The sequence below is a fragment of the Streptococcus sp. 2018162 genome (assembly GCF_019754175.1).
In the GTDB taxonomy this organism is placed as follows: Bacteria; Bacillota; Bacilli; order Lactobacillales; family Streptococcaceae; genus Streptococcus; species Streptococcus hashimotonensis.
In genome coordinates this window covers 21,189-43,830 of the sequence record NZ_JAIJZP010000005.1, presented here as the reverse complement: position 1 = coordinate 43,830, position 22,642 = coordinate 21,189, and the positions used below count along the sequence as shown (strand labels likewise).

Below are 22,642 nucleotides of genomic sequence, written 5' to 3'. Positions count from 1 at the left end.
TTGTATGGTCCATATTTTGAAGTGCCATCATCTATCCAGAAATGCGACAACATTCATGTAAACGCATTCAGTAGATGAGTGGGAAAATGTATAAATCTATATTTTAAGAAGGAGCCAATTATGAGCAAGCAGAAAGTTGTGTCCAGTCTATTATTAAGCACAGTCGTATTAGGGGGATTAGCCTTTTATCCAACGACAACGGTTAAAGCAGAGGTGCTAGAACCAGATGTTACATCAGTTAATGCAAGCGATGCTACTAATATACCGGTAGTATCAGATGGAGGAGAAAGCGACTTTTTAGCTGAAGAGGAGCTTGAAGACGATGAGACTTTGGAAGAAGAATTAAATGAGAAAGCCGAAGAGGTTACGGAGCCATCTTCACCTGAAGCACTTCTTCAACCTCGTGCGGTGATGAGTAATTCTGGTAGTAATGATATGGAAGAAATTCCGGTGAATGATGAGCCTTCAGATAATATGGCAGAAAAGGTAGTGAAGCAACAGTCGGAACTAATTCAATCATCAAATGCAGATTATAAGAATGCTGGAGATCAAAGTAAACTTAGTAAATCAGTGTCTGTAGATCTCTTGAGTGCGGAACGAGGTCAGGTTACATGGAAAGTAAGCTTTGACACAAGTGCATGGTCTTTCAACCATAATGGAGGTCTTTATTTTGTTCTTCCAAACGGGTTGAAGTTGACAGCCATTATTGATAATAACTATGAGAAAGCTAATATAATTGATAAATTCCCTACAAATGTTAATACTTCGGAGAATAACGGTGGACAAAAATACCGTTTCTTTAGTAAAAAAGAGAATGGACAGGGTGATAAGAATTTTGATAGTCAATGGGGCTGGTCTGTAGACCAAGCTGCTCCTAACGAAAAGGTTAAAAATTGGAAAACAGAAAATCGTTTTTCTGAGATTTACTTCATAGATAAAATACAAGCTACTACTCAGTTGACATATACTTTAACTGCTAGTGTGACTGACCCAAGCCAAAAAACATTCCCTCTTGTGGCGGTGATGAAGAGTTTTAGGTATGGAAATTCGTCGGGAACAGAGGTTACTTCACTAGGTGCACGTGAGATTACCCTTGAGAAAGAAACCCCTATGCCACCTAAGGAGACTCCAAAACCAGAAGAACCAAAACAAGAGGCTCCACAAACCCCGGCGCCAGACGCTCCTCAACCAGAGGGGTCAAAAGATACTCCGGAGGCTTCACCAAAACCAGAAGCGCCACAAACACCACCAGCACCGGAAGCCTCTCAACCAGAGGCGCCTGAATCAAGTGGAATAGTTGAACTTGGAACAATTCCAAAAGAAAGTTTAAAAGTGAAGGTTACTTTTAAGGAGAAGGGAGATATACTTACGACCCCAGATAGTGCATATAGACTACAAGAAGGTCAGTATTTAGAAGAAGTAATCATTGGAAGTAATATCGAGGATACTCTTGCAAGAGCCCAAAAAAGAGTGACAACGAAAGAGGGGTATGAATTTGTTGGATGGGCTCTTGAAAGTGACCCTGAGAAGGAAATTGAAAAGAATTTAAAAGTTTCGCATGATATAACTTTGGTTGCTATTGTACGGAAAAAGTCCTCAGAGGAAACACTGAAACCGATGGAACCCAAAGTTGAGAAACCGACTCCAGAAGTACCACAGGTACCAGAAGCGCCACAAACACCGGAAGCACCAACGGAAGAACCTAAGAAGGAAGACGCTCCAGCGCCATCGACTCCATCAGTGCCAGAAGAGCAACCAAAAGAGACTCCAGCGCCAGAAGTTCCGTCAACTCCTGAAAAGCAACCAGAAGCTCCAAAGGAAGAGTCAGAACAAGACGCTCCACAAACACCAGAAGCGCCATCAACTCCAAAAGAGGAAGCACCGAAGAAAGAAGTTCCAGCTCCAGAGGTTCCATCAATACCAGAAGAGCAACCAAAAGAAACTCCAGTGCCAGAAGTTCCAAAACAAGAAGAAGTCCAACCGGAAGCACCAAAATCTGATAAAGTAGAAACTGACAAACCAATGCCAGAAACTAAGAATCCAGATATGAAGCAACCGAAGACAGACGACATGCCTAAGGAACAAAAGCCGAAAGCCGAAGCTCCAAAGGCGGAGCAACCACAAATGGAAGCTCCTAAGAAAGATTCGGAAGCACCAAAAACTGGTAAAGCAGAATCTGACAAACCAATGCCAGAAACTAAACAACCAGATATGAAGCAACCGAAGACAGACGACATGCCTAAGGAACAAAAACCGAAAGCCGAAGAGCCAAAGGCAGAGCAACCACAAATGGACACACCACAAATGGAAGCTCCTAAGAAAGATTCGGAAGCACCAAAAACTGATAAAGCAGAATCTGACAAACCAATGCCAGAAACTAAACAACCAGATATGAAGCAACCGAAGACAGACGACATGCCTAAGGAACAAAAACCGAAAGCTGAAGATCCAAAGGCGGAGCAACCACAAATGGAAGCTCCTAAGAAAGATTCGGAATCACCAAAAACTGGTAAAGCAGAAACTGACAAACCAATGCCAGAAACTAAACAACCAGATATGAAGCAACCGAAGACAGACGACATGCCTAAGGAACAAAAACCGAAAGCCGAAGCTCCAAAGGCAGAGCAACCACAAATGGACACACCACAAATGGAAGCTCCTAAGAAAGATTCGGAAGCACCAAAAACTGGTAAAGCAGAAACTGACAAACCAATGCCAGAAACTAAGAAACCAGACATGAAGCAACCGAAGGCGGATGATATGCCTAAGGAACAAAAGCCGAAAGCCGAAGCTCCAAAGGCAGAGCAACCACAAATGGACACACCACAAATGGAAGCTCCTAAGAAAGATTCGGAAGCACCAAAATCTGATAAAGTAGAAACTGACAAACCAATGCCAGAAACTAAGAAACCAGATATGAAGCAACCGAAGGCAGATAAACAAGAAGCAGAGAAAGCTCAAATGACACGGACAGAGGGTATGAAGCCTGAATCTAAGGTTTCAATGATGCCAAAAGCAGAGGCACCAAAAGCAACTTTGCCAAATACAGGTGAAGCAAGTAGCGCAATAGGCTGGCTAGGTGGTGCTTTAGCCACTCTTGCCACAGGCTTGTATCTATTCAAAAACAAAAAAGAAGAATAGTTAGAGAGTTTGTAGAAATGCTTGTTTTAGGGCTAACTGTGGACATATTAAAGGAACTAGTTTTTAAGATTGTTGGCTCAATTAAAAAGAAAAAAGTAGTAATCATTGATTCAAATAAAAAAACAAAACCTGCTAAACTAACTATAAAATCCACAACTGATAAAGGTACAATATATTTAGAAATTCCAAGTGAGATTTCTGATAAAGTCTATCAAGAGTCTATAGAAAAAATAGTAGATGCCAAAAAAATTCTTGATAATAGTAGTGGAAAAGGGATTGACGACTTATTTATTGTAGAAGATAAACCTGGAAATTTATTAATTATGACATTGAACGAGTAGTTATCCAATATTTTTATTGATACTAGGATGGAAGATTGAAGTGATCCAACTTTTAGTAAAAAATGGGTTATGTAGAATACCATGAATAGCGATTCTATGGAATACCTAGTAATCCATTAGGATTAGAGGAAAACTATTCTCTAAAATCATATTTCCTTACAAACAAAATAATAAGGTCTAACTTTGTAGAGTTCCCATTTGATATTATAAGTTATAATGAATTGCAGTTGGATATAATTTGCTAGAGATTAATTACTTCTATATACTAATAAAAAAGGAATTTGGTGAAATAGTACCTTGACTATATAATAGAATAACGGATTTTTAAAAAGATTAAGTCTCTATTCCAATTGTAATAAATGTTCAAAATTCCAACATCTTCTTGTTGATTTTTGATATAATGTAAAAAAACAATAAAGGATTAAACATGAATAAACGAGAACGACTAGAAGAAATTACACGATTGGTAAACAAAAAAGGTACAGTTAGAATTTCTGAGATTGTTGAATTGCTAAATGTTACTGATATGACTGTTCGACGTGATTTTATAGAGTTGGAAGAGCAAGGCGTTTTAACAAAAATCCATGGCGGTGCTAGAAGTAATAAGGCTTTTCAATATCGTGAATATTCTCATTCTGAGAAACACATTCAAAATAAGGAAGCTAAGCAAGAGATAGCAGAAAGGGCAGCACAACTGATAGAAGATGGCGACACGGTATTTTTAGGTCCAGGCACAACAGTTGCTTTTCTGGCTGAGGCCATTAATAATCCTCGTCTCACTGTCATCACAAACTGTATGCCAGTTTTTACAATCTTATCTCAAAAGAAGACAGAGGATTTTCAAGTCTTTCTTCTTGGAGGAGAATATCGCCAAGTGACAGAATCGTTTGTAGGAGAAATTACCAATACAAGTTTAGAAAAAATGCGATTCAGCAAGATTTTCTTTTCAGGTAACGGACTTAAGGGAAGTGATGTCATGACTTCCACTCTAGCGGAAGCCTATACGCAAAACATTGCCATCAAACATTCTTTAGAAAAATATCTACTGCTAGATGCCTCGAAAATTGGCAAAGATGATTTTACTTCCTTTTGTGATTTGAATGATTTGACAGCACTAGTGACAGATATGAATGCGAATGATGAAAACTACCAATTATTACATAACCACATTGAAATTATTTCTACAAAATCATAAAGTTATCAAAACCAACAGAAGAATGTTGGTTTTTTGTTTGTATACGAAAAAAACAAACAAAAATAAAACAAAACATGTTGACTTTATGTTTATTTGGTTGTATAATTTAAACATAAAAAGCGAAAACGCTTTTCTAAGTTTTGCAAAACAAAGATTTTCTGCCATATATGGCTACAACTTTCTATGTTTGTTAGGAGATAGGTTATGACAATCATTATCGGTGCTGATCCAGCGGGCTCAAAACTAAAAGACGTTATTAAAGATTATTTGCTAGAGAAATCATATGACTTTAAAGATGTCAGTGATGGAAGTGATTTTGTTGATACAACTTTGGCGGTAGTTGCAGCAGTCAATCAAGAGGAAGGAAATCTTGGTATTGTGATTGATGCTTATGGTGTTGGTCCATTTATGACCGCAACTAAAGTCAAAGGCATGATCGCTGCAGAAGTTTCAGACGAACGTTCTGCCTATATGACAAGAGGACACAACAATTCTCGCATTATTACAATCGGTAGTGAGATTGTAGGAGAAGGAATTGCTAAAAATATCGTTAAAGGATTTGTTGAAGGTGAGTATGATGGCGGCCGTCACCAAATCCGTGTCGATATGCTAAATAAAATGTGCTAATTGTTGTAAACAAAGGAGAATAAGAGATGAAAATTGCAATCGGTTGTGACCACATTGTAACCTATGAAAAAATCGCTGTGGTAGATTATTTGAAAAATCAAGGATATGAAGTATTGGACTTTGGGACTTATGACAATGTTCGTACTCATTACCCAATCTTTGGTAAAAAAGTTGGTGAAGCTGTTGCAAGCGGACAAGCAGATTTGGGAATTTGTATCTGTGGAACAGGTGTTGGAATCAATAATGCTGTAAACAAGGTTCCTGGTGTTCGATCAGCCTTGGTTCGTGATATGACCTCCGCACTTTACGCTAAGGAAGAGTTAAATGCCAACGTCATTGGTTTTGGTGGCAAAATTACGGGTGAGTTGCTTATGTGCGACATCATTGAAGCCTTCATTAAAGCAGAATACAAACCAACTGAAGAAAACAAACGTTTGATCGAAAAGATTGCTGCAGTTGAAACACTCAATCAAGAGCAGGCTAATCCAGAGTTCTTTACTGAATTTCTTGAAAAGTGGGATCGTGGAGAATACCACGACTAGGAGGCTCACATGATTTTGACGATCACTTTAAATCCGTCGGTTGATATTGCCTATCAATTGGATACCTTTCATTTGGATACGGTCAATCGAGTAGAAAACGTTCAAAAAACAGCTGGAGGCAAGGGGCTCAATGTCACACGGGTTTTGAAACAAATCGGTGAAGATGTTGTGGCTACTGGTTTCATTGGTGGTGAGATTGGAAGTTATGTAAAGAAACAACTCACTCGAAATGATATTAAAAATTCTTTTGTGGAAATTGGGAATGAAACCCGTAATTGCATTGCAGTCCTTCACGATGGTCAACAGACAGAGATTTTAGAACAAGGACCAACTATTCAAGAACATGAAGCCTTGAATTTTATCGAACACCTTGAAATTATTCTGAACAATGTAGATGTTGTTGTTATTTCAGGAAGTTTGCCTAAGGGACTTGCTAGTAACTATTATGTTAAGGTCATTGAACTTTGTAAAAAATGTGGTGTTGCTGTTGTTCTGGATTGTTCTGGTGAGGCGCTGAAAAACGTTTTAGAAAGCCATCAGAAGCCGACTGTTATCAAGCCGAATACAGAAGAGTTATCACAGTTAATTGGAAAAGATGTCACAGATGATATTCAAGAATTGAAAGAAGTTCTGTCTGATCAATTATTCCAAGGAATTGAATGGATAGTCGTATCCTTGGGTGCAAAGGGGGCTTTTGCCAAGCACAATGACAAGTTCTATCGTGTAACAATTCCAAAAATCAATGTCGTCAATCCAGTCGGTTCGGGTGATTCAACCGTTGCAGGTATTGCTGCTAGTTTGAAACATGCATTACCTGATGAAGAACTACTAAAAAATGCAAATGTTTTGGGCATGTTAAATGCTCAGGAAGAACAGACAGGTTATGTCAACTTAGAACATTCAGAAGTATTGTATTCTCAAATCGAAGTCGAGGAGGTTTAAGATGGTAGTAACAGCAGAAAAAAGAAAATATATGGAAAAAGTCAGTAATGAAGCAGGAGTCATTTCAGCTCTTGCCTTCGACCAACGTGGAGCCTTGAAAAAAATGATGGCAAAACATCAGGCAGAAGAACCTACTGTGGAGCAGATGGAAGAGCTAAAAACTCTAGTTTCTGAAGAACTAACACAGTTTTCTTCCTCAATTCTGTTAGATCCAGAGTTTGGTTTGCCAGCTTCACGCGCCCGCGATGAGCAATGTGGATTGCTTTTGGCTTATGAAAAAACTGGCTATGATACTAGCTCTACCAGTCGTTTGCCAGATTGCCTGGTAGAATGGTCTGTAAAACGATTAAAAGAAGAGGGGGCAGATGCCATTAAGTTTCTACTCTACTATGACGTCGATGGTAATCCATACGTTAATCTTCAAAAACATGCTTATATTGAACGCTTAGGTTCAGAATGTCAGGCAGAAGGTTTGCCATTCTTCTTGGAAATTTTGAGCTATGATGAGACGATTGAGGATAATGCTAGCGTTGAGTTTGCTAAAGTTAAACCTAGAAAAGTAAATGAAGCCATGAAAGTATTTTCTGACGAACGCTTTGGAGTAGATGTTCTCAAGGTAGAAGTACCTGTGAACATGAATTTTGTAGAAGGCTTTGGAACAGGGGAAATCGTTTATACAAAAGAAGAAGCAGCCGAATATTTCCGTCAACAAGAAGCATCAACTCATTTGCCATACATTTATCTAAGTGCCGGTGTTTCAGCTAAGCTTTTCCAAGATACTCTAGTGTTTGCACATGAAGCAGGTGCTAAATTTAACGGTGTTCTCTGTGGTCGTGCAACATGGGCAGGTGTTGTGCCAGTTTACATTGAACAAGGAGAAGAAGCAGCACGTGAATGGTTACGAACTGTTGGTCGTGAAAATATTGAAGGGCTTGATGCGGTCTTGTCTCAAACTGCTACTTCTTGGCTAGAAAAATTATAAAAAAATAACCATTTTCTAAAAAGAAAGGGTTTACATTTCCTGAGAATATGCTATAATAATCTCATCAGCAAGAATAGAGTGGATTGTAACTAATTCGATTAGGCAAGACTACAAATGGATTTGAGAGTAGAATATTCTCGGTTTGTTTGTAGTCTTTTTTTGCTTAAAAATATAGGAGGAATATATGTTTAGGATTATACAGTCACTAAATAATAACGCTGCTCTGGTGAAAAATGAACATGAGGAACAGGCAGTCGTGATGGGATTGGGTATAACCTTTCAAAAGAAGAAAGGGGATTTAATTGTTAAGGATAAGATAGAAAATATCTTTTCGCTAAAAAATGATGAGGCCAAGGAAAACTTTCTAACCTTATTAAAAGATATTCCCTTAGATTTTATTTCAGCAACCTACACGGTTATCAATCATCTAGTAGCAACGTATCATTACCCTGTACAAGAGTATCTGTATGTGACACTGACAGATCATATCTATTGTGCATATCAGGCGGTTTTAAAGAATACTTATCAAGAAAGTAAGCTACCCAATATTTCAGCCGAATATCCGTTGGAATATAAAATGGCGCGTGAAGCCTTAGCTATATTTCGTGAAAAGTTGCTAAAAGATTTTCCGAATGATGAGATTGGAAGAATTGCCCTTCACTTGATTAATGCAAAGGGTGAAACCATTCATCCCACAAGTGAAGAACATGACATCAGCAAAAAAATTATAGCAGAGGTTGATCAAATCTTAACGGAGAATGGGATTAAACGCTCAAAAGAAAATAGCAATTTTTATGATCGCTTTATGATTCATCTGTCCTATTTTCTGAATTACTTAGATAGATCTCATCAGTCAAATGAATCGATTGCTAGTTTGGAACAGCATATCAAGCTCCAGAATCCAAGAGCTTACCTGATTGGAAGCCAGATTTTTGAGATGATCACAACATTAGTTGATGAACCTGTAAATGACAGTGAAAGGTTCTATATTGTACTACATATTCAACGGTTATTGTAAATCAATTCAATTTTAAAAGGAGGTTCATATTATGAACAGAGAAGAAATTACGTTATTAGGTTTTGAGATTGTTGCGTTCGCTGGTGATGCTCGTTCTCGATTGATGGAGGCCCTGGCTGCGGCTCAAAAAGGTGATTATGCAAAAGCAGAGGAACTAGTTGAAGCTGCCAATGCTTGTATTGTTGAAGCCCATCATGCTCAGACTAGCTTGTTGCAAAAAGAAGCGGCTGGTGAGGATTTAGCCTTTAGTGTGACACTTATGCATGGTCAAGACCATCTCATGACAACATTATTATTGAAAGATATGATGAGTCATATGATTGAACTGTATAAACGAGGTGATAAGTAATGAATAAATTGATTGAATTCATTGAGAAAGGGAAGCCTTTCTTTGAAAAGATTTCGAGAAACCCTTATTTAAGGGCTATCCGTGATGGTTTTATCGCAGCCATGCCAGTTATTTTGTTCTCAAGTATCTTCCTATTGGTAGCTTTCGTGCCGAATATCTTTGGATTTACTTGGTCTGATGAAGCGGTTGCGGCCATCATGAAACCTTACGGTTACACAATGGGGATTGTAGCTGTCCTAGTTGCAGGAACGACCGCAAAATCTTTGACAGATGCTTTTAACCGTCAATTGCCAAAAACCAATCAAATCAACTTCATTTCAACTATGATTGCCTCAATTTCAGGGTTCCTATTACTGGCTTCTGATGGTATTGAAGGTGGTTTTGCCAATGGTTACATGGGAACTAAAGGGCTTTTGACAGCCTTTCTAGCAGCCTTCATTACAGTTAATATCTATAAGGTCTGTGTGAAAAACAATGTCACCATTCGTATGCCAGATGAAGTTCCGCCGAACGTATCCCAGGCATTTAAAGACGTAATTCCATATGCATTATCTATCTTTGTCTTGTATGGAATTGATCTTGCGACACGTCAACTGGTTGGAACAAACGTTGCTGAGGCTATTCTAAAATTATTTGAGCCATTATTTACAGCAGCAGATGGTTATTTTGGTATTACCATTATCTTTGGTGCCTATGCCTTGTTCTGGTTTGTAGGGATTCATGGTCCATCAATTGTTGAGCCAGCAATTGCAGCCATTACTTATGCCAACATTGAAACCAACTTCCAGCTTCTACAGGCGGGTCAACACGCTGACAAAATCCTGACTTCAGGTACTCAAATGTTTATCGTGACAATGGGTGGTACAGGTGCTACCTTGGTTGTGCCATTCATGTTTATGTGGTTGACTAAGTCTAAACGAAACAAAGCAATTGGACGTGCTTCAGTTGTTCCAACATTCTTTGGTGTAAATGAACCAATCTTGTTCGGTGCACCACTTGTACTTAACCCAGTATTCTTTGTTCCATTTATTTTAGCTCCAATTGCTAACGTATGGATTTTCAAATTCTTTGTTGATACGCTAAAAATGAACAGTTTCAGCGTCAACTTACCATGGACAACTCCAGGTCCTTTGGGGATTGTCATGGGAACAAACTTTGCCCCACTCGCCTTTGCACTAGCTATCCTATTGGTCGTTGTTGATGTTCTTATCTATTATCCATTCTTGAAAGTTTACGATGAGCAAATTCTTGCTGAGGAACAATCAGGTAAAGTAGAAAATAGCTTGAAAGAAAAAGTGGCAGCTAACTTTAATACTGCCAAAGCAGATGCTATTCTTGAAAAAGCTGCAGTCGATACCGAAATTTCTGAACAAACAAACGTTCTGGTGCTTTGTGCAGGAGGCGGTACAAGTGGATTGCTTGCCAACGCTTTAACTAAAGCTGCAAAGGAATACGGTGTTCCAGTCACAGCAACAGCAGGAAGTTATGGAGCTCACCGCGAGATTTTACCAGAGTATCAATTAGTCATCCTTGCACCTCAAGTGGCATCGAACTACGATGATATAAAACAAGAAACCGATGCATTGGGTATTAAACTTGCCAAAACTGAAGGGGCTCAATATATTAAACTCACTCGTGATGGTCAAGGTGCTCTTGACTTTGTCAAACAACAGTTCTAATCAAAGGGGGTGGGAGTGAAATCTCCAACTCCTACCCCCTTATTTATTTTTGATAGAAGAAGGTAGGCATATGGTTAAAACATTACCAAAAGATTTTATATTTGGTGGAGCAACTGCTGCATATCAAGCAGAGGGTGCCACAAAAACAGATGGAAAAGGTCGTGTTGCATGGGATAAGTATCTAGAAGATAATTACTGGTACACTGCGGAACCAGCTTCTGATTTTTATAATCGTTATCCAGTTGATTTAGAACTAAGTGAACAATTTGGGGTAAACGGCATTCGTATTTCAATTGCTTGGTCTCGTATCTTCCCAACAGGCTTTGGAGAAGTGAATCCAAAGGGAGTAGAGTTTTACCATAAATTATTTGCGGAATGCCATAAACGTCACGTAGAACCATTTGTAACGCTTCACCATTTTGATACACCAGAAACGCTACATTCTAATGGTGACTTTCTAAATCGAGATAACATTGAACACTTTGTCAATTATGCAGCGTTTTGTTTCAAAGAATTCCCTGAAGTTAATTACTGGACTACCTTTAATGAAATCGGCCCAATTGGTGACGGTCAGTATCTTGTTGGGAAATTCCCACCAGGTATTCAGTATGATCTTTCTAAAGTATTCCAATCTCATCACAATATGATGGTTTCACATGCCAAGGCAGTTAAGCTCTACAAGGATGCTGGTTATAGTGGAGAAATTGGAGTCGTACATGCATTGCCAACGAAATATCCTTATGATCCAACCAATCCAGAAGATGTCCGTGCAGCGGAACTTGAAGATATTATTCACAATAAATTTATCCTAGATGCGACATACTTGGGTTACTATTCTGAAAAAACACTTGAAGGTGTTCGCCATATTCTGAAAGTAAATGGTGGGGAATTAGACCTTCGTGATGAAGACTTCGCGGCCTTAGATGCTGCAAAAGATTTGAACGACTTCTTGGGCATCAATTACTATATGAGTGATTGGATGAGAGCTCATGATGGAGAAACTGAAATTATCCATAATGGTAAAGGTGAAAAGGGAAGTTCTAAGTATCAAATCAAAGGAGTTGGTCGTAGAGAGTCCCCAGTTGATATTCCAAAAACGGACTGGGATTGGATTATCTATCCACAAGGTCTTTATGATCAAATCATGCGTGTGAAAAATGACTATCCAAACTATAAAAAAATCTACATCACTGAAAATGGTCTAGGTTATAAAGATGAATTTGTAGATGGTACAGTCTATGACGATGGTCGAATTGATTATGTGAAAAAGCATTTAGAAGTGATTTCAGATGCTATCTCAGATGGTGCCAATGTTAAAGGGTATTTCATCTGGTCCTTGATGGATGTATTTTCTTGGTCAAATGGATACGAGAAACGATATGGTTTGTTCTATGTTGACTTTGAAACCCAAGAACGCTATCCAAAGAAAAGTGCTTATTGGTATAAAAAAGTAGCAGAAACACAGGTTATTGAATAAAAATAATACAAGGATGCCTAGCTCAAGTTAGCATCCTTGTTTTCATATAAGGGAGGCAGTTTTTATGTTCGAATTAAAAAATGAGAACTTAACAGTACAATTTTCTGAATTAGGTGGACAAATTACTTCGATAAAAGACAATGATGGTGTCGAGTATCTTTGGCAAGGAGATCCGACCTATTGGAGCGGTCAAGCACCAGTTCTTTTTCCTATTTGTGGAAGTTTACGAAATGATTGGGCTATCTATAAACCTGCAGAAAGACCGACATTTACAGGCACAATTCCAAGGCATGGACTCGTGAGAAAAATGATGTTCAAAAATGTAAGAAGAACCGAAAATTCTTTGGAATTTTCTATTTCATCAAATGAGGAAACCGTAAAAAATTACCCATATGAATTTGAACTTTCCATTAATTACTCACTACTTGGCAATACAATCCGAACTGAATATCGGGTGAAAAATCTTGAAGGACATAGAAAGCTACCTTACTTTATTATTGGGGGTCATCCAGGTTTTAATTGTCCTTTGTTGGATGGTGAGAGTTATGAAGACTATTATTTAGAATTTGAAAAAGTAGAATCTTGTACAGTACCTAGAAGTTTTCCAGAAACTGGCTTACTTGATCTGCGAGATCGCCGTCCATTCTTGGAAAATCAAAAGATCTTGGACTTGTCCTATCAACTGTTTGAGCACGATGCCATAACATTGGATCAATTAGTATCACGAAAGGTAACTTTGAAATCTAAAAATCATCAGAAGACTCTTTCGATTGCATTTGATGATTTTCCATATTTAGTGATTTGGTCAACTACAAATCAGAGTCCCTTTATCGCATTAGAACCTTGGAGTGGACTCTCTACATCACTGGAAGAATCTGATATATTCAATGCCAAACGAAATATTAGTTACGTCGCTCCAAAAGAAGTTGATACAAAACATTTTGATATTATTATTGAGTAAACTTTTGAAAATGTTGGCTCGTTACAGAAATTTGGTAAAATAGTTCATATAATGAAAAAACTAAAAAATATTAAGCCACGATGGTTTATTCTTATTTGTATCCTAATTTTTCTCGCTTTAGGTTTTGACAGTCGGCTTCAAGTAACTCATTACAGGCTTGCTAGTCACAAAATATCTCAGCCAATCAGACTTGCTCTAATTACTGATTTACACTCATCAAATTACGGTAAAAACCAGATACAAATCTTGGAAGTATTAGAGAAAGAAGGTCCAGATATCATTTTATTAGGTGGTGATATTTTTGATGATGAACTTTCTGACAGAAAAACACTAGAACTATTGAGCGGGCTAAGTAAATTTAATCATACTTACTATGTGTCAGGTAATCATGAAATATGGAGTAATCGATATGAACAGATGCTTGAACATCTGCGACAACAGAATGTAGCCATATTATCTGGAAATACTAGTAGAGTTGATATACGGGGGCGGTCAATCACTATTTCAGGCATTGACGATCCTGAATATTTTCAAAAGTATGATACTAGTGTGAATTTGCTAGACCAACTTGAAGACATAAAAGGGAAGCTAATAAGTACCGACTTTCAAATTTTACTAGCGCACCGCCCAGAACTAGTTGATACGTATCAAAAGTATGGATTTGATTTAGTGTTATCAGGTCATGCGCATGGAGGACAATGGAGAGTACCTTATTTGGTTAATGGTGTATTTGCGCCTAATCAAGGATTTTTTCCGAAATATGCAGGTGGTTTATATGAATTTGAAAACTCGAATTTTATTGTAAGTAGGGGTCTGGCCAAAGAATCTACACGAGTACCAAGATTTTTTAATCGCCCAGAAATTATCGTTGTAGATCTTGTTAATCAGTAACTTCGCTCTTTTCCAATCACTCAAAAACCCCACTGACTTTAATTAGCCAGTGGGGTCTATTACTTATCCGAATCAAAATCTTATTTCAAAAAAGGTAGTGAAAAAGGTAGTGATTCGGTTGATTTATACTGCAATCTACTGAAATTCAAAATTTCAAGAATCGCATTAAATCAAGGTTTCTACCGTCTACTGACGTGTAGTGAATCCTTATTTCACCTCAGTAAAAATCACGTGCTTACGCAATTTTGGTGAGTATTTTTTCAATTGAAGACGGTCTGGAGTGTTACGTTTGTTTTTTGAAGTAAGGTACAAACGCTCACCAGATTCTTTGTGTTCAAGTGTAATATTTACGCGCATGGTATCTCCCTTCTATTATTCAGCTGAAGCAGCCTTAGCGATTTTACGTCCTTTGTAGTATCCTTTCAAAGATACACGGTGTGAACGTGAGTAATCTCCAGTAGTTTCATCAAATTTCACAGTTGGAGCTGCTACTTTATAGTGAGTACGACGTTTGTTTTTCTTCGCTTTTGAAGTGCGACGTGCAGGTACTGCCATTTCTTTCTTCCTCCATTAAATGTCAGGGCTAAGCCCCTTTTAAATCTAAAATAGTGCGTATGACTTTCGTCAACTTTAACAGTATAACAAAAGTTTTTTGTAAAGTAAAGTTACTTGACAGATTTTTTTTCACTTTTTTGGAAAATAGCAGAGCATTTATGGTAAAATAAGGAGGATTGCAAGGCTCGACTGGTAGAGTTTGAGCCCTTATGACTTAATTTGGAAAGGAAGAGGCACAACTTCGAGCGACATAAGTTGGCTTTATACACTTTAGTATGAAACTACAAAAACCTAAAGGAACACAGGATTTACTACCGCAGGATTCTGCCAAATGGCAGTATGTGGAAAACTTTACCCGCAGCATTTTTAAACAGTACAATTACGCTGAGATTCGCACACCAATCTTCGAGCATTATGAGGTGATTAGCCGTTCGGTTGGCGATACGACAGACATTGTGACCAAGGAGATGTACGATTTCTATGACAAGGGAGAGCGTCATATCACCCTCCGTCCAGAAGGTACGGCACCCGTTGTTCGTTCTTATGTAGAAAACAAGCTCTTTGCTCCAGAAGTGCAAAAGCCAGCTAAGTTCTATTACATGGGTCCAATGTTCCGCTATGAGCGTCCGCAGGCAGGTCGTCTCCGTCAGTTCCACCAGATTGGTGTGGAGTGCTTTGGTTCCAATAACCCAGCGACAGACGTAGAAACCATTGCTATGGCCTATCACTTCTTTGAAGAGTTGGGGATCAAGGACATTCGCCTCCACCTCAACAGTCTGGGCAATCCAGAGAGTCGTGCTGCTTATCGTCAGGCCTTGATTGACTACCTGACACCGCTCAAAGACCAGTTATCTAAGGACAGCCAGCGCCGTCTAGAAGAAAACCCCTTGCGTGTGTTGGATTCCAAGGAAAAAGAAGACAAGGTTGCAGTGGAAAATGCACCGTCCATCTTGGACTATCTGGATGAAGAAAGTACTGCTCACTTTGAAGCGGTTAAGACTATGTTGGACAGCTTAGGCATTGCTTATGTGATTGACACCAACATGGTGCGTGGTTTGGACTACTATAATCATACTATTTTCGAGTTTATGACCGAGGTAGGTGGTAATGACCTGACCATCTGTGCCGGCGGTCGTTATGATGGTTTGGTGACCTACTTTGGCGGACCTGAAACACCAGCTTTTGGCTTTGGTATGGGGATTGAGCGCCTCATCCTAGTCCTTGAAAAGCAAGGCATCGAGCTCCCTCTCGACACCCAGCTAGATGTCTACATCGCAGTTTTAGGTCAGGAGGCCAATGGCGGAGCGCTCGAGTTGGTTCAAGCCATCCGCAAGCAAGGCTTCCGAGCAGAGCGAGATTACCTTGACCGCAAGCTTAAGGCTCAGTTTAAATCAGCAGATGTTTTTGGCGCTAAGGCCATCATTACCCTGGGTGGTAGCGAAATCGAATCTGGACAGGTTGTGGTGAAAAATAACCAGACAAGAAGTCAAGTTAAAACAAGCTTGGAAGCACTCAAAACAGATTTCGCAAGTATTTTAGAAGAATTGGAGAAGCAGTAGTCTAGGCTGCTTCTTTTTTATTTTAGAAAGCAAAAAAAAGGCTGGGCAAAAAGCCCAGCTCCACTGCTCAGAGTTCGTGTCAACATCTCAGCGCAGGGGTTGATTGGCAGATTTGTTCGTGTTTCACACTCCAAATCTGACCTAATCAACTGTGCGGGGGTGGGAAAACGAACTCATTTTAGACCAGTCGAGTTCTTTCCCACTCCCGAAAATAGTGGAGAACGCATTAGTGTGAGTGGCAGAAGTCTAAGACCATGCGACCTTGGATAGTTCCTGCTGCCATTTCATCAAAGACTGCTTCGGCATCTTCGACAGGACGTTTTTGAACGACTGGAACAACTAGTCCCATAGCACCGAAGTGGAAGGCCTCTTCTAAATCTTTACGAGTACCAACTAGTGAGCCGACCACTTTGATACCGTCTAGCACAGTCTTCACGATACTGAGGTCCATGTATTCAGATGGAAGTCCTACAGCTACTACATATCCACCAGCACGAACACTGTCAATAGCTTGGTTGAAGGCTACTTTGGAAACAGCTGTTACAACAGTAGAGTGTACACCGCCACCAGTAATTTCTTTAATGTATCCAGGAACATCTTCTACTTCAAGTCCGTTGATTGTCACATCTGCACCAACTTCTTTGGCGAGTTCCAATTTATCATTATTGATGTCTACGGCGATAACATGAGCGTTGAAGACTTTTTTAGCGTATTGTACGGCAAGGTTTCCGAGTCCACCAGCACCATAGATAGCAATCCATTGACCTGGTTCCAAGTGAGCTTCTTTAATCGCTTTGTAGCAAGTAACGCCAGCACAAGTGATCGAACTTGCTTGAGCTGGATCAAGACCTTCTGGAACTTTTACTGCATAGTCTGCTGTTACAATACATTGCTCAGCCATGCCACCGTCAACAGAGTAGCCGGCATTTTTTACGGTACGGCAGAGAGTTTCGCGACCGGTTGTACAATATTCACACATACCACAGCCTTGGAAGAACCAAGCAACGCTGACACGGTCACCGACTTTTAAGCTAGTCACATCTGGAGCAATTTCAGTCACAATACCGATACCTTCGTGGCCAAGAACGCGACCAGGAACCTTACCAAAATCACCATTGGCAACGTGGAGGTCAGTGTGACAAACACCACAGTACTCAATTTGGACCAAAGCCTCACCAGCTTCGAGTGGACGAAGTTCCTTATCGACAACGACAACACCAGTAGATTCTGGATTTACAACGACTGCTTTCATAAGCAGACCTCCTGTTTTAATATTTTATGTACATTTTTGGATGTGTTAATATAGTTATTTTATATTGTTAAGAATATCACAATGTAGACAAAAATGCAAGAGTAGAAAAGAAGGGACAAATGAATGTAAAATTGAAAATTATCACGTAATTACTACAATATTTTCAAAAAAATCTATTTACTTGGAAGCGTTTTCTTGGTAAACTAGTATCGTAAATGTTAGAGAAAGAATAAATGATAAAGATTTGTCTTACTTTATGTATTTTTTGACCAAACAAAGCAGAAACAAATCTGACTATTTTCTGAAAACAAGAAAAAGTAAGCGCTTACTATAGCAAAACAGAAAAAATGTGAAAAAATTAACAATTTCTCTTTACAAATAAAAATAAAAGTTGTAGAATAACATTGTGAAAAAGTTAACAAAATGTTGACGAGGAAATTTGGAGGAACACAATGGCTGATAAAAAAGTTGTATCACCAGAAGAAAAATTAGTAGAAGCTCGCAAACACGTTGATGAGCTTGTTCAAAAAGGTTTGGTTGCTCTTGATGAGTTCCGCAAACTCGGTCAAGAAGAAGTAGACTACATTGTGGCTAAGGCTTCGGTAGCTGCTCTTGACAAGCACGGTGAATTGGCAATACATGCCTTTGAAGAAACCAAACGTGGTGTATTCGAAGATAAGGCAACAAAAAACTTGTTTGCCTGCGAGCACGTGGTTAACAATATGCGCCATACAAAAACAGTTGGTGTTATCGAAGAAGATGATGTAACAGGCTTGACCTTGATTGCCGAGCCAGTTGGTGTTATCTGTGGTATCACTCCGACAACCAACCCAACGTCAACTGCCATCTTCAAGTCATTGATTGCTTTGAAGACACGCAACCCAATTGTCTTTGCCTTCCACCCATCTGCACAAGAATCTTCAGCTCATGCAGCGCGTGTTGTCTATGAAGCAGCAGTAGCAGCGGGGGCTCCAGAAAACTGTATCCAATGGGTTACAAAACCATCTATGGAAGCAACGTCTGAGTTGATGAATCATGACGGAATTGCAACAATCCTTGCGACTGGTGGTAACGCAATGGTGCGTGCGGCTTACTCTTGTGGTAAACCAGCTCTTGGTGTAGGTGCGGGTAACGTTCCAGCCTATATTGAAAAATCTGCAAACATCCGCCAAGCGGCACACGATATCGTCATGTCTAAGTCATTTGACAATGGTATGGTCTGTGCGTCAGAACAAGCAGTTATCATTGACAAAGAAGTGTACGATGAGTTTGTAGCAGAATTCAAATCTTACAAAACTTACTTCGTTAATAAGAAAGAAAAAGCTCTTCTTGAAGAATACTGCTTCGGTGTGAAAGCTAACAGCAAAAACTGTGCGGAAGGCAAATTGAATGCGGACATCGTTGGTCGCCCAGCTGCATGGATTGCTGAGCAGGCTGGCTTCTCAGTACCAGAAGGTACAAACATCTTGGCAGCTGAGGTTGCTGAAATCGGTGAAAAAGAACCATTGACTCGTGAGAAATTGTCACCTGTTATTGCCGTCTTGAAAGTTGACGGTCGTGCAGAAGGTCTTGAAGCGGCTCGCCAAATGGTTGAATTCCACGGTCTCGGTCACTCTGCAGCTATTCATACGGAAGACGCAGAATTGGCGAAAGAGTTTGGTACAATCGTACGTGCTATCCGTGTTATTTGGAACTCTCCATCTACTTTCGGTGGTATCGGTGATGTTTACAACGCATTCTTGCCATCATTGACACTTGGTTGTGGTTCTTACGGACGCAACTCAATCAGTGATAACGTAAGTGCTATGAACTTGCTCAACATCAAGAAAGTAGGAAGACGTAGAAATAATATGCAATGGTTTAAAGTTCCTTCTAAAACATACTTCGAACGTGATTCTATCCAATATCTCCAAAAATGTCGTGACGTTGAACGTGTCATGATCGTTACAGACCGTGCAATGGTAGAACTTGGATTCCTAGATCGTATCATCGAACAATTGGACCTTCGTCGTAATAAAGTTGTTTACCAAATCTTCTCAGACGTTGAGCCAGATCCAGACATCACAACAGTTTATAAAGGTACAGAATTGATGCGTACCTTCAAACCAGATACAATCATCGCACTCGGTGGTGGTTCACCAATGGATGCTGCCAAAGTTATGTGGCTCTTCTACGAACAACCAACAGTTGATTTCCATGACCTAGTTCAAAAATTCATGGATATCCGTAAACGTGCCTTCAAGTTCCCAGAACTTGGTAAGAAATCTAAGTTTATCGCGATTCCAACTACATCAGGTACAGGTTCAGAAGTAACACCGTTCGCCGTAATCTCTGATAAAGCAAACAACCGTAAATACCCAATCGCTGACTACTCATTGACACCAACTGTGGCAATCGTTGACCCAGCACTCGTATTGACAGTACCTGCACACGTTACAGCAGATACTGGTATGGACGTATTGACTCACGCTACAGAAGCATATGTTTCAACAGTAGCAAACGACTTTACAGATGGTTTAGCACTTCAAGCTATCAAACTAGTATTTGAAAACCTTGAAAGCTCAGTGAAGAATGCTGACTTTGTATCACGTGAGAAAATGCACAACGCATCAACTATGGCAGGTATGGCCTTCGCCAACGCATTCCTAGGTATTTCTCACTCAATGGCTCATAAGATTGGTGGACGCTTCCATACTGTTCACGGTCGTACAAACGCTATCTTGCTTCCATACGTTATCCGCTATAACGGTACTCGTCCAGCTAAAACAGCTACATGGCCTAAGTACAACTACTATAAAGCAGATGAAAAATACCAAGACATCGCTCGTCTTCTAGGCTTGCCATGTTCAACACCAGAAGAAGCTGTTGCTGCATACGCACAAGCAGTTTACGACCTCGGTGAACGCATCGGTATCCAAATGAACTTGAAAGCACAAGGTATCGACGAGAAAGAACTCAAAGAACACTCTCGCGAATTGGCTCTTCTTGCCTACGAAGATCAATGTACACCAGCTAACCCACGTCTAGCAATGGTTGACCACATGCAAGAAATCATCGAAGACGCCTACTACGGTTACAAAGAACGTCCAGGTCGTTTGAAATAATCCTATTCCGTCGTCTTTTGTCGTTAGATTTCCTTGGTGAACTTCAGTTCTACCTTCGTCAATCTGCCTAGAAAGACTTAGGACTAGAATTATTTCGGTCGTTCGCCTTGTCTCGTTTAGAAAATCATCCCTTGATGACTGGGTTATCTTCGTCAATCTGTCTAGAAAGACTTAGGACTAGAATTTTTTCGGCGTCAAGTCAGTATACTGAGCCTTGCTCAGTTGAACGGAGTATGATTTATAGGTAAATTGCCTCCAAATATCGTAAGACAATCCTCTATTGAAAAATAGGGGATTGTTTGTTTAGAAATAATGGTGGAGATCTTGAAAAAAGCGAAAGTGGTTGGAAAGTTAGGGTTTAGCCGAGAAAAAGAGACTTTTCTATCTATCTTTCACAATTTTCTGTCAATTTATGGTAGAATAGAAAAAATAGATTTTTTATGAGGGATACCATGACATTAGTATATCAATCAACACGCGATGCTAAAAATACTGTATCGGCTAGTCAAGCTATTTTGCAGGGCTTGGCGACCGACGGTGGTTTGTTTACACCGATTTCGATTCCAACAGTTGACTTGGATTTTTCTGTTCTTAAAGATGCTTCTTATCAAGAAGTTGCTAAGCTCATTTTGTCGGCTTTCTTGGACGATTTTACGGCAGACGAGCTGGACTACTGTATTAACAATGCCTACGACAGCAAGTTTGACACGTCAGTTATTGCCCCAGTTGTTAAACTCAACGGTCAGTACAACTTGGAGCTCTTCCGAGGTTCAACCATTGCCTTCAAGGATATGGCTCTGTCCATCCTGCCTTACTTGATGACGACAGCAGCGAAAAAACATGGTTTGGAAAATGAGATTGTTATCTTGACCGCGACTTCAGGTGACACAGGAAAGGCAGCCATGGCTGGTTTTGCAGACGTTCCTGGCACGCAAATCATCGTCTTCTATCCGCGTGACGGGGTGTCTAAGGTCCAGGAATTGCAGATGACCACGCAGACAGGGGCTAATACCCACGTGGTGGCTATTGACGGAAACTTTGACGATGCCCAAACCAACGTCAAGCACATGTTCAATGATGAGGCTCTTCGTGCCAAGTTGGCGGCCAAGAAACTCCAGTTTTCATCTGCCAACTCCATGAACATCGGCCGCTTGGTGCCACAGATTGTTTATTATGTCTATGCCTATGCTCAACTGGTTAAGACTGGCGAGATTGCGGCGGGTGACAAGGTCAACTTCACCGTTCCGACAGGCAACTTCGGTAACATCTTGGCGGCTTACTACGCTAAGCAGATCGGTCTGCCAGTTGGCAAGCTCATCTGTGCTTCCAACGACAACAATGTCCTAACCGACTTCTTCTCGACAGGCGTTTACGACAAGAACCGCACCTTCCGCGTGACCACCAGTCCATCCATGGACATCTTGGTGTCCTCTAACTTGGAGCGGTTGATTTTCCACCTCTTTGGTAATGATGCTGTCAAAACAGCTGAGCTCATGGAAGCTTTGAACACAGCTGGTCAGTATGACATTCAAGGAGCTGACGCGGATATCCTCTCTCTCTTTGCTGCCGCCTTTGCGACAGAAGAAGAAACTGCTGCGGAAATCAAGCGTGTCTATGAGGAGTCAGACTACATTGAAGATCCACACACGGCTGTTGCCTCAGCTGTCTATAAACAGTATGTGGAGCAAACAGGTGACCAAACTCCGACAGTGATTGCTTCTACAGCAAGTCCGTACAAGTTCCCAGTGGTTGCGGTTGAAGCTGTGACAGGCCAGTCAGGCTTGACTGACTTCGAAGCCCTGGCAAAATTGCATGAGATTTCAGGTGTAGCCCTGCCACCAGCTGTGGACGGTTTGGAAACAGCACCAGTCCGCCACAATACCGTTGTTGCAGCTGCAGATATGCAGGCTGAAGTAGAGCGCTATTTGGGTGTTTAATAAAAAATGAATTATGACAAACTGCTTATTTTGAGCAGTTTGTTTTTTATTATCATTAAAATTAAAATTTACAGATAATTCAAAGAATGA

Annotated in this window: 19 protein-coding genes; 16 read left to right on the top strand and 3 right to left on the bottom strand. The window is 40.0% G+C overall.

Translation table 11 applies throughout. The features are described 5' to 3' along the window. Window positions 1-120 precede the first annotated feature (120 nt). The 13 genes from K5Q22_RS05725 to K5Q22_RS05665 all read left to right on the top strand — a co-directional run bounded on the left by K5Q22_RS05725 (window position 121) and on the right by K5Q22_RS05665 (window position 14,145). Window positions 121-3,141 (top strand): InlB B-repeat-containing protein, encoded by a 3,021-nt coding sequence (locus K5Q22_RS05725; RefSeq protein WP_205013901.1) that lies wholly within the window; start codon window positions 121-123, stop codon window positions 3,139-3,141. 17 nt (window positions 3,142-3,158) lie between these two features. After that, window positions 3,159-3,482 (top strand): hypothetical protein, encoded by a 324-nt coding sequence (locus tag K5Q22_RS05720; protein ID WP_238146102.1) that lies wholly within the window; start codon window positions 3,159-3,161, stop codon window positions 3,480-3,482. Window positions 3,483-3,909: 427 nt separating this feature from the next. After that, the gene (locus tag K5Q22_RS05715) at window positions 3,910-4,677 is read left to right on the top strand and encodes a DeoR/GlpR family DNA-binding transcription regulator (protein ID WP_205013902.1); all 768 of its coding nucleotides are present in this window, start codon (window positions 3,910-3,912) and stop codon (window positions 4,675-4,677) included. A 204-nt stretch (window positions 4,678-4,881) separates the two neighbouring features. After that, window positions 4,882-5,304, top strand: coding sequence for a galactose-6-phosphate isomerase subunit LacA (gene lacA / locus K5Q22_RS05710; protein WP_018031056.1), 423 nt, complete (start codon window positions 4,882-4,884; stop codon window positions 5,302-5,304). 26 nt (window positions 5,305-5,330) lie between these two features. Beyond that, complete coding sequence (lacB, locus tag K5Q22_RS05705) at window positions 5,331-5,846, top strand: galactose-6-phosphate isomerase subunit LacB (protein WP_018031055.1); 516 nt, start codon at window positions 5,331-5,333, stop codon at window positions 5,844-5,846. 9 nt (window positions 5,847-5,855) lie between these two features. After that, window positions 5,856-6,788, top strand: a complete 933-nt coding sequence (locus K5Q22_RS05700; protein WP_205013904.1) for a tagatose-6-phosphate kinase — start codon at window positions 5,856-5,858, stop codon at window positions 6,786-6,788. 1 nt (window position 6,789) lies between these two features. Further along, on the top strand, window positions 6,790-7,770 hold the full coding sequence (lacD, locus tag K5Q22_RS05695) for a tagatose-bisphosphate aldolase (RefSeq protein WP_205013907.1): 981 nt from the start codon (window positions 6,790-6,792) through the stop codon (window positions 7,768-7,770). 184 nt (window positions 7,771-7,954) lie between these two features. Continuing rightward, entirely contained in the window at window positions 7,955-8,788 is an 834-nt protein-coding gene (locus K5Q22_RS05690; RefSeq protein ID WP_205013909.1) for a PRD domain-containing protein, read from the top strand. A 31-nt stretch (window positions 8,789-8,819) separates the two neighbouring features. Then, a complete protein-coding gene (locus tag K5Q22_RS05685) occupies window positions 8,820-9,137 on the top strand; it encodes a PTS lactose/cellobiose transporter subunit IIA (RefSeq protein WP_003048451.1) in 318 nt (105 codons plus the stop codon). Continuing rightward, window positions 9,137-10,816 carry a lactose-specific PTS transporter subunit EIIC gene (locus K5Q22_RS05680; RefSeq protein WP_205013910.1) on the top strand — a complete coding sequence of 560 codons (1,680 nt, stop codon included), beginning with the start codon at window positions 9,137-9,139 and terminating at the stop codon, window positions 10,814-10,816. Before K5Q22_RS05685 ends, K5Q22_RS05680 begins: the two co-directional genes overlap by 1 nt. Before the next feature lie 70 nt (window positions 10,817-10,886). Beyond that, window positions 10,887-12,293 (top strand): 6-phospho-beta-galactosidase, encoded by a 1,407-nt coding sequence (lacG, locus tag K5Q22_RS05675; RefSeq protein ID WP_205013911.1) that lies wholly within the window; start codon window positions 10,887-10,889, stop codon window positions 12,291-12,293. 64 nt (window positions 12,294-12,357) lie between these two features. Further along, window positions 12,358-13,254 (top strand): aldose 1-epimerase family protein, encoded by an 897-nt coding sequence (locus K5Q22_RS05670; protein ID WP_205013912.1) that lies wholly within the window; start codon window positions 12,358-12,360, stop codon window positions 13,252-13,254. Window positions 13,255-13,305: 51 nt separating this feature from the next. Next, the gene (locus K5Q22_RS05665; RefSeq protein WP_205013913.1) at window positions 13,306-14,145 is read left to right on the top strand and encodes a metallophosphoesterase; all 840 of its coding nucleotides are present in this window, start codon (window positions 13,306-13,308) and stop codon (window positions 14,143-14,145) included. A 207-nt stretch (window positions 14,146-14,352) separates the two neighbouring features. Here the strand turns inward: K5Q22_RS05665 and rpmG are convergent, their stop codons facing one another. Both rpmG and rpmF read right to left on the bottom strand, forming a co-directional pair. After that, a complete protein-coding gene (rpmG, locus tag K5Q22_RS05660) occupies window positions 14,353-14,502 on the bottom strand; it encodes a 50S ribosomal protein L33 (protein ID WP_002262412.1) in 150 nt (49 codons plus the stop codon). Between the two features lie 15 nt (window positions 14,503-14,517). Then, window positions 14,518-14,700: a 50S ribosomal protein L32 gene (gene rpmF, locus K5Q22_RS05655; RefSeq protein WP_002937589.1), complete on the bottom strand. Its 183-nt coding sequence runs from the start codon at window positions 14,698-14,700 to the stop codon at window positions 14,518-14,520. 275 nt (window positions 14,701-14,975) lie between these two features. Between rpmF and hisS the strand changes: the two genes are divergently transcribed. Beyond that, entirely contained in the window at window positions 14,976-16,259 is a 1,284-nt protein-coding gene (gene hisS, locus K5Q22_RS05650) for a histidine--tRNA ligase (protein ID WP_205013916.1), read from the top strand. A gap of 226 nt (window positions 16,260-16,485) precedes the next feature. On the opposite strand, the gene adhP is transcribed toward hisS, so the two are convergent. After that, entirely contained in the window at window positions 16,486-17,511 is a 1,026-nt protein-coding gene (gene adhP, locus K5Q22_RS05645; protein ID WP_024406784.1) for an alcohol dehydrogenase AdhP, read from the bottom strand. Between the two features lie 452 nt (window positions 17,512-17,963). Between adhP and adhE the strand changes: the two genes are divergently transcribed. Further along, window positions 17,964-20,615, top strand: coding sequence for a bifunctional acetaldehyde-CoA/alcohol dehydrogenase (adhE, locus tag K5Q22_RS05640; RefSeq protein ID WP_205013918.1), 2,652 nt, complete (start codon window positions 17,964-17,966; stop codon window positions 20,613-20,615). Between the two features lie 452 nt (window positions 20,616-21,067). Continuing rightward, window positions 21,068-22,552 carry a threonine synthase gene (gene thrC, locus K5Q22_RS05635; RefSeq protein ID WP_205013920.1) on the top strand — a complete coding sequence of 495 codons (1,485 nt, stop codon included), beginning with the start codon at window positions 21,068-21,070 and terminating at the stop codon, window positions 22,550-22,552. The last annotated feature ends 90 nt before the right edge of the window (window positions 22,553-22,642 follow it).